Origin of the sequence: Desulfohalobium retbaense DSM 5692, from assembly GCF_000024325.1 — a bacterium.
In the GTDB taxonomy this organism is placed as follows: domain Bacteria; phylum Desulfobacterota; class Desulfovibrionia; order Desulfovibrionales; family Desulfohalobiaceae; genus Desulfohalobium; species Desulfohalobium retbaense.
This window is the reverse complement of record NC_013223.1, coordinates 2,727,692-2,739,974: the sequence shown is the minus strand read 5'-3', so window position 1 is coordinate 2,739,974 and position 12,283 is coordinate 2,727,692. Positions and strand designations below refer to the sequence as shown.

The window sequence follows — 12,283 nt, the reverse complement described above, 5'->3', positions numbered from 1 at the left end:
CCGTTGCTGGAGGCCGGACAGGGGGCTGTGTCGTGGTGATCTCCAGATAACAAAGCCCGGGGCGCTGCTGCGCCCCGGGCCGAGGAAGGGAGGAGAGGGGTCTGGAAGACCCGGGTGTTACACGATTTTGTGGCAGAACCACCAATCGTAACAATCGGATTGCGCTTTGCGCTCTTTGGCTGTTTTGTGGTCGGTGGCCGGGGGAATGATGACCCGATCGCCGAGGATCTCGTTGTTCGGCCAGCCGGCGGGGCAGGCCACGCCGTTGGTGTCCGACATCTGCAGGGCCTTCACGGTCCGCAGAATCTCGTCCATGTTCCGTCCCACTTCCTGGGGGTAGTAGAGCATGGTCCGTAGCGCTCCCTGCGGATCGACGATGAAGACGGCACGGACCGTATTGGTTCCTTTGCCGGGATGGACCATGCCCAACTGGGCAGCAACCTTGCCCATGTCGTCGGCAATGACCGGAAATTCGATGTCCACGTCAAAGGTTTCCTTGATCCAGTCGATCCACTTGATGTGCGAGAAAACCTGGTCAATGGACAGGCCGATGAGTTCGCAGCCGATGTCCTTGAATTCCTGGCTGCGCTGCTGGAAGGCGACAAATTCGGTGGTGCACACAGGCGTGTAGTCGGCCGGGTGGCTGAAAAGGACAAACCATTTTCCAGAGTAGTCGCCCGGGAGGTTGATCGTACCGTGGGTGGTGGTCACTTCGAGCTGGGGCATTTTTTCACCGAGCAGGGGAATTCTGTTTTCCATGGGGAACCTCCGTTGTGTTTTTAAGAATGATAATTGTTATCAAGTTCGTTGAAGTCCTTTAAACATACCTTTGCGAGGGTTGTAAACCCCTTTTGAGAACAAAAAAGCAAATTTCCTGCTCCACGTCCGCTCCCTCCCAAAAAACGGCTCGAGAAGGCTCACTGCTCGATCCGTGAGCCGGTGTGGGGGTCAGTCCGAGTTTCAGGGTTCTTTGACGGATCCTGTGGATTTTTGGAGTTTGCCGTCTCTTCTGTGTGCCCACTTTCGGCCCGGTATTTTCTCAATCCCGCCAAAGGGGGATCCTTGCCCCCTCCGGACTCTCAAGTAAAGCAGAACTCCAGGTGTCGAAGATGGCCCTTGTTGCATCAAAATCCGCCTGGGAGCATTCAGTTCGCGGTCCGGTTTCCCCCTTTTGGCGGGACCAAGAAAATGTGCGGGCCTTCCGCTCGAAGCACACAGAAGAGACGGCAAACTTTTGCGTCTGAAATTCCATGCCCTGTGACGAAGAGCCAGTTTCAGGCTTTGTCCTTGAGATACCAGGAGCAGGTCTTTTGAGGCAAGCAAAGATGGGTTCAGGAGTGCGATTGGAGAGCGAGGGAACAGGAGGATTTCAAAAACAAGCCAGGACATGAGGACGGCAAATGATGGTGGCCGCCTTTTCGGGCTCAGACCGTCCAGAGAGGTTGCGGCATCCCGGCATCGGGTTCGCCCGCCGGGATGCCGCTTTACTTCAAGCTCAGCGTGAGGTCAGTCCGTATTTGCGCAGCTTGTACTGCAGCGTTCGGCGGCTGATCCCCAGGGCCTGGGCCGTCCGTTCCCGGTGCTGGCCGTTGCTTTCCAGGGCTTGGATGATGGCCTGTTTTTCGGCAGCGTCCAGGGAGATGCCATTGCCGCCGGCTGCGACCGGCTCGGCGGGACCTGCGGGGGAGTGGTCCAGGATCTGGGGCGGCAGGTCCTCAGGTGTCAGAGTGCTTGCCGTGGACAGGATCAGGGCCCGTTCCAGGACATTTTCCAACTCCCTCACGTTGCCCGGCCAGGTATAGCCCTGCAGAGCGTGGAGGAAGGCCGGGGTCGCCCGGGGCGGACGACGCTTGTTCTTCTCGGCCAATTTTTCCAGCAGATGGCCTACCAGAAGGGGGATGTCCTCACTGCGTTCCCGCAGCGGGGGCAGGCGGACTTCAAGGACGTTGAGGCGGTAATACAGATCCTGACGGAAGCGGTGTTCCTCGACGGCCTGCTCCAGGTGGAGGTTGGTGGCCGCAATGACGCGGACATCGACTTCCTGGGGCCGGACACCGCCCAAGGGCTCGATGAGGCGTTCCTGCAGGGCTCGGAGCAATTTTGCCTGGAGCGGCAACGCCATTTCCCCAACTTCGTCCAGAAACAGGGTCCCTTTGTGGGCGAGTTGGAATCGGCCGGGCTTGTCCTTGGCCGCTCCGGTGAAGGCGCCTTTGGCGTAACCGAAAAGTTCGCTCTCCAGGAGGTTTTCCGGCAGGGCCGCGCAGTTGACTTTGACCAGAGGGCCTGAAGCGCGGTGGCTTGCCGCATGCAGAGCCTCGGCCACTAGCTCTTTGCCGGTCCCTGATTCCCCCTGGATAAGCACTGTGGCCTCGCTGGGACCGACCTGGCGGATGAATTCAAAAACGGTGCGCATGGCTGCGCTGTCGCCGACCAATTGACTGCCCTCGACCGGGGGCTGGGCCTCCGGCCCCTCCCGACGCAGGTAACGGCTGTATTCCAGGGCCCGGTCGAGCACCGAGATGATCTCCTCGTTGTCCGCCGGTTTGGCCAGAAAGTCGAAAGCGCCGAGTTTCATGGCCTCCACGGCCGTGTCCACGGTCCCGTAAGCGGTGAGCATGATCACAGGGATGTGGCGGTAGTCGGCCTGGAGCCGCCCCAGGACCTCAAGCCCGCTGATCCCAGGCATACGGATGTCGAGAACGATGACCTGCGGCTCCAGGGCAGTGACCCGGTGCAACGCTTTCTCGCCATTGGCGGCCTCATCCACCTCCCAGCCCTGCTCCTCAAGAACGGCGCGGAGCATCAGTCGCAAGGCTTCTTCGTCATCAACCACCAGAACGCGGGGAGTGTCGGGGGATTCGGTTTTCTGCACGCTCGTTCTCCTTGAGAGGCATTTGCTGAGACGGCCGCGCCGTGCCGCATTGCGGGCAATGCGCAGGCTATTGCGCTTCGGTTGGGGCGCGGTCGGGGCCGGGAAAAAACAGGGCCACTTCAGTGCCCGCGTCAGGAGCAGTCCGGATTTCCAGGCTGCCGCCGTGGTCGCGGACAATGCGGTGGACCAGGGCCAGGCCGAGGCCGGTTCCCCGGTCTTTGGTGGTGAAAAACGGCTCCAAAGCCTGTTCCCTGGTCGCTTCGTCCATGCCCTGTCCGGTGTCGCGAACCAGGATCCAGATACCGGTCCCGGAGGACTGCGTCGCAAGGGTAATGTGTCCCCCGGCTTCCGGGAGAGCGCTTAAACTGTTGAGCAGCAGATTGAGCAGAATGCGGCGCAGCCCCTCCTCATCGGCCCAGACATGGTCCGTTTCCAGATCCAGGGCAAAGGTGGTGCTGTGCTGTTTGAGATCGAATCCCAGGAGGCGTTCGAGATCTTCTGCCAGGGCCCGTAAAGAGAGGGACTGGGGATGCGGCGGCTGGGGACGGGCCATGTAGAGCAGATCGGTGACCACCCGGTTCAGCCTGTCGGCTTCGCGGACCATGGTCTGGGCGTAGGTATGGGCCTGTTCCTCAGGTGCGAATTTTCCAGCGAAATATTGAGCGAACCCTCTCAGGGCGCTCAAGGGATTGCGGATCTCATGGGCCAGGCCCGCAGCGAGACGGCCGATGGTCGCCAGCTTCCGGGTTTCTTCGAGATCCTTTTCAAGCTCGGCCAGTTCAGTGCGGTCGCGAAGCAACAGCAGCGTGGCAGCGTCCGCATCCGGCGCCTCCAGGGGCACGCTAACGGCTTCAACCTCCTTGGTCCCGAAATGGACTTTGGTCCATTTGCGAGGCAATTCGGTGTCCGGTGCCTCGGCAGCGCCAAAAAGGGGCAAGGCCTCGCGCCACGGCTTGCCGACAATCGCCGCGGCCGGACTGGCGAATAATTGGGTGGCTCCGCGGTTGACGCTTTGGATGCGGCCCTTGGCATCCAGGGTCAAGAGGGCTTCGGGCATGGTGTCGAGCAGGGCGGTCTGGAAGGTTTCCAGAACATCGACGCGTCGTCCCTGTTGTCGCCGGCGGAGATAGGCCAGAGCCAGTCCCCACAGGGCCAGGGCAACCACGAGCACATAGCCGGATTGGAGAACGGCGTTGCGGCGGTAGCGCGAATACAGGGCCAAGTGGTCTTCCATGTCCAGGCCGAGAACGAGAAACGGGGGGGTCTGCGGGGAACACTGGGCACTCTGGCCTTCGGAGCACAAGGGGGCCAGATGGGGGCGCGTCGGGGCCAGGAAAAGCAGTGTCCGTTTGCTCCGCCAGTCGATCTGGGCGTTCCAGGTCCGGCCCTGGCGAATGGCCTGGCGGGCGCCCGCCGGGATATCCACGGTTTGGGACATGGGCGAGGTCAGGGCGACGCTGCCGTCCGGGTTCCGGAGTTGGAGGAAAACAAGGTCGCCGTTTTGGACCAAGTCCTGCAAAAGCATGTCCGCCGCGGGGCGCAAGGTCGGGAGTTCCTGGGAGTTGCCCCGCATTTGGTGCATGCGCATGGTGCGCATGCCGCGGAAAAGATTGGCCTGGACACCGCGAGCGATGGACCGGGCGGCCAGCGCAACGTGGCGGTCGATGGCTTGGCGTTGTTGGCGGAGGTTCTGCCAGGTGAGGATACTCAGGCTCAGGCCGAGGACGATAAGGACGACAATGGAAAACAAGACCGTCTGTTTCCAGGAGAAGCGATTGAGTATCTGCATAGTGGTCCTTGTTCAGCTGGCCTGAGAACGCTCAAGGTGGAATGCTGGAGTGATCCTAACTGAGAAGAGCCCCGCAGACCAGAAGCGGTCTGCGGGGCAACGGCAGGAGGAAGGGAGGCGGAGATTAGCGCCAGCAGGCGCCCGGCCCGAAACCACGTTGACCGTGGAAGGACCCTTTTCCAGCTCTCTGGCCGAAGGCGGGCAGGCCGGTTTCCTGTTGGAGTTTTCTTTGAAAGGCGGTGCGTTCGCTCAACAGCTTGCCTCGGGCGTCGTTGACCGCTTCGACCGCCGTATCAATCGCGTTCTGGGTGCTGTCGGGATCAGCGATGAGACCGCGCAGGGTGGCTCGCTTGCTGATCAGGTCCTGGCGCAGGACAAAGGCTTTTTGCTGATGGGTCTCGAGGATGCCCTGGACTGCGGCGTGCTGTTCCGGCGGAATCTGGGCGAAGATCCCGGGGCCGCCTTGCTGGGAACCAGCCAGGCAGGGCGGGGTGCCCTGGCGGCCTTTGAAGCCGTGACCCGGACCGGCCCAGGCTGAACCAGCCACGACGAGCAGAAGCAAGGAAGCCAGGAGGGTGAAAGACTTACGGTTCATAAACAAACTCCTTATACAAGAGCGCAAGAGGTTGAGGAAAATCACTGTGGCTTAAGATAATGCATTGGGCGTGCCAAAATATTTTATCTTACATTTCGGGTGGTTGAGTTGAGAGGCCTCAGGCTCGCACAGGATTGTGCAATGCGCTGCACAGCCGTGGCCGGGCATGTGCAATCCAGGAAGGCGAAAGATTGCACTCCGGCACGAGGGGATTGGTTTCGCAGTTTGGCACGCAGTGAGGCATCTCGCTGGAAGGCAGCGGTCGATGCCAGTCTGCCATGCAAGAGGCGTAAACTGAGGGCCTCAGGATGTGGCCCGAAAAGGGGGTTCTTTGACGGATCCTGTGGATTTTTGGAGTTTGCCGTCTCTTCTGTGTGTCCACTTTCGGCCCGGTATTTTCTCAATCCCGCCAAAGGGGGATCCTTGCCCCCTCCGGACTCTCAAGTAAAGCAGAACTCCAGGTGTCGAAGATGGCCCTTGTTGCATCAAAATCCGCCAGGGAGCATTCAGTTCGCGGTCCGGTTTCCCCCTTTTGGCGGGACCAAGAAAATCTGCGGGCCTTTCGCTCGAAGCACACAGAAGAGACGGCAAACTTTTGCGTCTGAAATTCCATGCTCTGTGACGAAGAGCCGAAAAGGATCGGGGTTTGGAATCGGTTGAAGGCACCATTGCCGGGAACAGACACAAACCTCCCAGTGGACTGTGGCGAATTAGGCAGGGCATCTGTCGGGAAGGCTGCCAGTGCGGCAGGACGAGCGGCTAGGGAGGGGATCGGAAAAGCGGCTTGCGTCAGCACCAGGCAAGGGGTATGCTGAGAGCAGTTTTTCGTTTTTGTCAATATTGGATCTTTGCAAGATTGTGTTTTGACAAAAATGAAAACACTTGCAACCGGGCTTTGCCCCGGTTGCAAGTGTTAATACCCTGAAATGCAAAGAAAAGTTCGCAATTTGGCACAGCTTTGCTTACAGTGAAGAGAAACCCAACCACGACCCAGGAGGGACACAATGAACGAAACCCCGATTTTCAATTGCAAGAATGCCGACGACGTCCTCAAGGCCGTCAGGGAAAACGACATCAGCTTTATCCAGTTCTGGTTTACTGATGTGCTGGGCACCTTGAAAAGTTTTCAGGTCACGCCGAGCGAACTCGAAGAGGCCTTTGAAGAGGGCATGGGCTTTGATGGTTCCTCTATTGAAGGATTTTCCCGCATCCACGAAAGCGATATGGTCGCCTTCCCTGACCCGACTTCGTTCCAGGCCGTCTCTTGGCGTCCTACCGACCGCCCGGTGGCTCGGATGTTCTGCGATATCAAGCGCCCCGACGGAACCCCGTACGAAGGCGATGGCCGGTATGTGCTGAAAAAGCTCATCAACAAGGCCGCTGAAAAGGGCTACTCCTATTATGTCGGCCCGGAACTGGAGTTCTTCCTCTTCGAGAATTCCCGTGAGCCGAAAACCCTGGATTTTGGCGGCTATTTCGACGCTCCGCCCCTGGATCTGGCCAACGACATCCGCCGGGACATCATTTTTTCTTTGAACAAGATGGGCATCCAGGTTGAGTACAGCCACCACGAAGTGGCCCCCAGCCAGCACGAGATCGACTTGCGCTATCAGGAAGCCCTGAAAATGGCCGACACCGCTGTGACCTACAAGGTCATCGTCAAGGAAGTCGCCCGCAAGCACGGCGTCTACGCCACCTTCATGCCCAAGCCGATCTTTGGTGAAAACGGCAGCGGTATGCACGTCCACCAGTCCCTGTTCAAAAACGGCAAAAACGCCTTTTTCGACACCAAGGACGAATACGGCCTGAGCGAAACCGGTAAGCAGTATATCGCCGGCCTGCTCCGCCACGCTCCCGAGCTCACTGCGGTGACCAACCAGTGGGTCAACTCCTACAAGCGTCTCGTGCCCGGCTACGAAGCCCCGGTATATGGGGCCTGGGCCCGCCGCAACCGCTCTGCCCTGTTGCGCGTGCCGATGTACAAACCCGGCAAGGAAGCCGCGACCCGTGTCGAACTGCGTTCGCCGGACCCGGCCTGCAATCCCTATCTCGCCTTTGCGGTCATGCTCGCCGCCGGCCTGAAGGGCATTGAGGAAGGCTACACCCTGGAAGATCCGGTCGAAGCCGACATCTTTGAAATGAACGATCAGGAACGCGCCGACCGTGGGATCGAGAACCTCCCCGGCAGCCTGCATGAAGCCGTTGCCGCCATGGAAGACAGCGAACTGCTCAAGGAAGCCCTGGGCGAACATATCTTCACCAAGTTCATTGAGAACAAGAAGATCGAATGGGACAACTACCGCACCCAGGTCACCAATTACGAAATCGAAAAGTATTTGCCGGTCCTGTAAGTCCGGTTCCCCTCACCTCCATGCTCGAATACGCCGCAGGCCGCCGGGAAATCCCGGCGGCCTGCGGCGTTTGTGTTGAGAGACTCGAAAAACTCGTTTTTCACCCCATTCTGCGCTTTCCCGGCAATTGGCCAGGATGGGCCGCGAGGGCGCACTTAGAGCCCACAGCCGTCTCTCCAGTCCTGACGTGGGAATACAGCGGGACTTTTTTCGATGACGCGTCCGAGGACCGCAGTCTTATTGTGACGACCGCCCGTGTCCCCGTCCTCTGCCGCGTCCGCGGCCTTGGGAATCGCCGCGGCGTGTGGCGTTGATATTGCCGGTTTCTTCCCGCCACCGTTGACGACGTTTCTCCCAGCTTGCATTGCCCTCGCCGTTTTTGCGCAGCCACTCCGGCCAGGATTCGGTTTCACTCTCCCATTCCCGCTCATGGCGCTCCCGCTCCCGGATTTCCCGTTGTTCACGCTGCTGGTCCCACTTCTCCCGCAAGCGTTTATCGACCTGGGGATCGCGTTGACTGGCGCCGCGTTCCTGGGCTGCTTCCCGCTGTTCCCAGCCGGGAGGCGTTTCCGTAGCGTTCGGCCGCTGGGCCCAAAGGGAGGGCAAAAACGTGCAAAAGACAAAGGTTGCTGCCAGACAGGCGACGAGAATGTGCTGGATACGCATAGGACCTCCTTACAAGCGCAAGGGGTGGCCATTTGGATCCGTGAGGCCTGCCGAATGGGCCCGATGCCGGAATTGTGTTCAAGACGCGGCATCGGTTTCACGGATTGTGGGCACCCGAACCAAGAAACTCGATCGTGGTTTCCTTCTCCTTCTATGCGCCAAAGCAGCGATGCTGGCAAGGGGGAGACAACTCCGGGAACATTATCTCTGGCGCCGGGCCGTACGTTCCAGGAATGTCGACTGCGCCAGGGCGACACCGGCCAGGACCAGAATCGATGCTGCGATCTGCGAGGTTGAGAGGACCTCGTCAAGAAAGAGGGCGCCCAGCACGGCCGCGGTTACCGGAACCAGATTGACGAAGGTGGCGGCTCGACCGGCCGGGACCCGGGCGATTCCCCAATTATACAGATTAAAGGCCCCGAGAGTGACCAGGGCCCCAAGATACAACAACAGGAGATAGGGCCATACTGTTTCCGGCCAACCGCCGCTTGGCCCCTGCATGCCACCGGGCAGGAAAAACAGGACGCCCAGTGAAAATTGCAGCCCGGTCAACAACCAACTGCTGTAGCGCCCGGCCAGGCGTCGGACTGTGAGCATATATCCGGCGGCACTGAGCATGGCTGCAAATTCAAGGGTGTTTCCCAAAAATGGATTGGGGGCGGTGGCTGAAGGTGAGGAGGCCAACGTGAGCCAGACAACGCCCAGGCAGGAGAGGCCGCCACCGATCCAGATGCCCGGCCCGCTGGTCTCTTTGAGCACGAGGTGAGCCCCTGCGGCCACAAGAAGGGGCAGGACCGCGGAGACCATCCCGGCTTGGGCCGAAGTGGTGTAGTGGACCGCAAACCCTTCACACAGAAAATAGAGGCAGGGTTGAAAGATGGCGACCAGGAGAATCCAGCCCCAGTCGCGGCCAGGCCCGCCATTTTTGAGCAGTTTCCAACTCAACGGCACAAACAGGGCCGTGGAGATACACATCCGGGACCAGACGGTAAAAAGGGGACCAAAAGCGGCAACGGCAACTTTCATGGCCGAAAAAGAGCTTCCCCAGAGAAAAACGGCACCGAGAAGAGCCAAGGTGGGGAGCACAGAAGGGGAGAACGTCGTTTTCTGCATGGGCTCGGATTATCCTCTTGAAGGGGTTGCCCGGAGACGGCGGATACCTGTAGTATTGCGAAATAAATCCTTGTCAGATCAAGGATGGCCCGACCAAAACCCGGCACTGTAGGGGCGGCCGCTTCGTCGCGCAAGTCTCTCTTTTGTTTTGGGCCCCGTTGGCAATGGCGGTTATGGAAAAAAAATGTGTTTTTGACTCAGGTCAAAGGAGAGATGTCCCTTTTGGCGTAGCAACTGGACACATCGACACGGTCCCACATGGCCCGCCGGCCGTTCCGGCCCGGGCCTGAACATCCATAGGAGGGAGATCTATGAATTTAGACATGTTTTGTTTCCAATGCGAGCAAACGGCCCACGGCACTGGCTGTACGAAAAAAGGGGTCTGCGGCAAGGACGCGGACACCGCAGCCGTGCAGGATCTTTTGATTTACGCCACTAAAGGGCTGTCCCAGGTCGCCCATGCCGCGCGTGAGCAAGGCATTACAGACAACGCAGCCGACCGTTTCGTCTGCGAAGGGACGTTTTCGACATTGACCAATGTCAATTTCGACGCCGAGCGTTTTGTTCCTCTGGTCCGCCGGGCTGTGGAACTGCGCGACGATCTCAAGTCCCGGCTCAACCAGGCCGCCGAAGGCGATGCTGGCCTGTGGGCCAAGATCAAAAAAGCCGTCGGGTTGGCCGAAGACAGTGCCATCTCGTTTCCTGAGGGACCGGCGACGTTCCAGCCGGCCGCTGATCTTGAAGGGATGATCCGGCAGGGCCACGAGCACGGCATTCCGGACGACCCAGAGGCCAACGAGGACATCAAATCCCTCAAGGAAACCGTCATTTACGGTCTCAAGGGGGCCTGCGCCTATGCCGATCATGCTGCCATTCTGGGGCAGGAGAGCGAGGTGTTCTATGCGGAGATGCACCGGCTGCTGGCCGCGACCCTGCGCCAGGATCTCGGTCTTGAGGACTGGGTCCAACTGACCATGGACTGCGGCCAGGCGAACATGAAGGCCATGGAGCTCCTGGATGCTGGCAATACCGGCAAATACGGCCACCCCACCCCGACGGAGGTCCCGTTGGGGGCCAAAAAAGGGCCGGCCATTTGTGTCTCCGGGCACGACCTGCATGATCTCGAACTGCTGCTCAAGCAGACTGAGGGTCAGGGTATTCAGATCTACACCCACGGGGAGATGCTGCCCTGCCACGGCTACCCGGAACTCAAAAAATATCCCCATTTCTATGGGCACTTCGGTACCGCCTGGCAGAATCAGCAACAGGAATTCAAGGAATTCCCCGGGCCGATCCTGATGACCACGAACTGCATCCAGAAGCCGCGCGAGGAGTATGCAGACCGGATCTACACCACCGGTCTTGTCGGCTGGCCGGGGACCACGCATATCGGCGCGGACAAGGATTTTACCCCACTGATCGAAAAAGCTCTGGAAATGGGCGGTTTTCCTGAAGACACCGACAACGGGTCGGTCATGGTCGGCTTTGCCCGCAACGCCGTACTTGGCGTCGCCGACAAGGTCGTGGACCTGGTCAAACGGGGCAAGATCCGGCATTTCTTTCTCGTCGGTGGCTGCGATGGGGCCAAACCTGGACGGAGTTACTACGAGGATTTCGTGGATCAGGTCCCCGAGGACTGCGTGGTCCTGACCTTGGCCTGCGGCAAATTCCGGTTCTTCGACAAGGACCTGGGCAGCATTGAAGGCCTCCCCCGTCTGCTGGATGTCGGACAGTGCAACGACGCGTTTTCGGCCATCCAGATCGCCGTGGCTTTGGCCCAGGCCTTTGACTGCGAGGTCAACGAACTCCCGCTGTCAATGGTCTTGTCCTGGTACGAGCAAAAGGCGGTGGCCATCCTGCTGACCCTGTTGTCTCTGGGGATCAAGGACATCCGTCTCGGTCCGACGCTGCCGGCTTTCGTCAGCGAGAACGTACTCAATTATCTGGTCGAAAACTTCGACATCAAACCCATCTCCACTCCGGAGGAAGATCTCAAGGCCATCCTTGGATAAAACACGGGGCCCCGGCTTGCCTTTGCGGTAAGCCGGGGCTGTCTCGATAGGTCACCATGAACGCTGAGATCACTTCCTGTTGGCACGATGAGGGCGCCGCCAGAGAACTGCTCGGACACCGTTGCTGGCCGGACGGGATCGTCTGTCTGCGGTGCGGCAACGAGGTCGCCGGGCTGGCTGATGGCCGCTGGCGGTGTCGTTCCTGCCGCTACACTTTCGGCCTGTTCACGGGCCGCTGGCTGGCCCGGAGCGGCTTTTCAGCCCGGAAGTGGCTGTGTCTGACCGATCTGTTCGCCAGGGAATACCCCTTGAGGAAGATCAGCTCCCGGCTCAATGTGGCCTACAATACCGCGTATAAGGGCGTCAGCATCATCCGCCAGGCGCTGTCTGCTGCCCCTCCCTGCCCCTTGGATCCCTCTTTTTTGGCAGCCCGCCCCGTTGAGACGACCCGGCCCCCGGTGTTCGGGATACAGATCTCGCCAGGCGGCTACCATTGTGTCCCCGTCCCGGATTTGCCGGTGCAAAGCATGTGGGAGATGGGGCTTGCCTGTTCCCGATGCGGCAATGTGGTTATCACCTCCGCTTTTCAGCAATACACGCATCTCGTGTTCTGCGCCACGCCAGCCCTGTGCCGGATGTGCGAACACCGTCTGGAGGACATCCCTGTATACAATTGGGGAAGCTCTCCGTTCTGGGATTTTGTTTGTCCGCGTCTGGCCCGATTTCACGGCATCACTCCGGAGCGCTTCCCATTGTATCTCAAAGAGATGGAGTGGCGCTGGAATACCGGGATCGTGCAGCGGTTTTTTGACCGGGCGCTCGCTGCCCTGTGCCGACGCGTGAAGGGACCGCGCTAGCGGCCCTGAACGATTGTCCCGCCTTGCC

At 59.6% G+C, this 12,283-nt stretch carries 9 protein-coding genes; 3 read left to right on the top strand and 6 right to left on the bottom strand.

What is annotated here, in order from left to right; genetic code table 11:
- Positions 1-117 precede the first annotated feature (117 nt).
- From DRET_RS11975 to DRET_RS11960, 4 genes are all read right to left on the bottom strand, one after another.
- On the bottom strand, positions 118-759 hold the full coding sequence (locus tag DRET_RS11975) for a peroxiredoxin (RefSeq protein WP_015752809.1): 642 nt from the start codon (positions 757-759) through the stop codon (positions 118-120).
- Between the two features lie 736 nt (positions 760-1,495).
- Positions 1,496-2,872, bottom strand: coding sequence for a sigma-54-dependent transcriptional regulator (locus tag DRET_RS11970; RefSeq protein ID WP_015752808.1), 1,377 nt, complete (start codon positions 2,870-2,872; stop codon positions 1,496-1,498).
- A 67-nt stretch (positions 2,873-2,939) separates the two neighbouring features.
- The gene (locus DRET_RS11965) at positions 2,940-4,661 is read right to left on the bottom strand and encodes a two-component system sensor histidine kinase NtrB (protein ID WP_015752807.1); all 1,722 of its coding nucleotides are present in this window, start codon (positions 4,659-4,661) and stop codon (positions 2,940-2,942) included.
- A 124-nt stretch (positions 4,662-4,785) separates the two neighbouring features.
- Positions 4,786-5,256, bottom strand: a complete 471-nt coding sequence (locus DRET_RS11960; protein ID WP_015752806.1) for a periplasmic heavy metal sensor — start codon at positions 5,254-5,256, stop codon at positions 4,786-4,788.
- Between the two features lie 1,004 nt (positions 5,257-6,260).
- Here DRET_RS11960 and DRET_RS11955 point away from each other — a divergent pair.
- Positions 6,261-7,607: a glutamine synthetase family protein gene (locus tag DRET_RS11955; RefSeq protein WP_015752805.1), complete on the top strand. Its 1,347-nt coding sequence runs from the start codon at positions 6,261-6,263 to the stop codon at positions 7,605-7,607.
- A 237-nt stretch (positions 7,608-7,844) separates the two neighbouring features.
- On the opposite strand, the gene DRET_RS11950 is transcribed toward DRET_RS11955, so the two are convergent.
- Positions 7,845-8,273 carry a hypothetical protein gene (locus DRET_RS11950; protein WP_015752804.1) on the bottom strand — a complete coding sequence of 143 codons (429 nt, stop codon included), beginning with the start codon at positions 8,271-8,273 and terminating at the stop codon, positions 7,845-7,847.
- A 201-nt stretch (positions 8,274-8,474) separates the two neighbouring features.
- Positions 8,475-9,386, bottom strand: a complete 912-nt coding sequence (locus DRET_RS11945; RefSeq protein ID WP_015752803.1) for a DMT family transporter — start codon at positions 9,384-9,386, stop codon at positions 8,475-8,477.
- Positions 9,387-9,709: 323 nt separating this feature from the next.
- Between DRET_RS11945 and hcp the strand changes: the two genes are divergently transcribed.
- Positions 9,710-11,398 carry a hydroxylamine reductase gene (gene hcp / locus DRET_RS11940; protein WP_041282659.1) on the top strand — a complete coding sequence of 563 codons (1,689 nt, stop codon included), beginning with the start codon at positions 9,710-9,712 and terminating at the stop codon, positions 11,396-11,398.
- A gap of 56 nt (positions 11,399-11,454) precedes the next feature.
- Entirely contained in the window at positions 11,455-12,255 is an 801-nt protein-coding gene (locus DRET_RS11935) for a transposase (protein ID WP_015752801.1), read from the top strand.
- Positions 12,256-12,283: the final 28 nt, after the last annotated feature.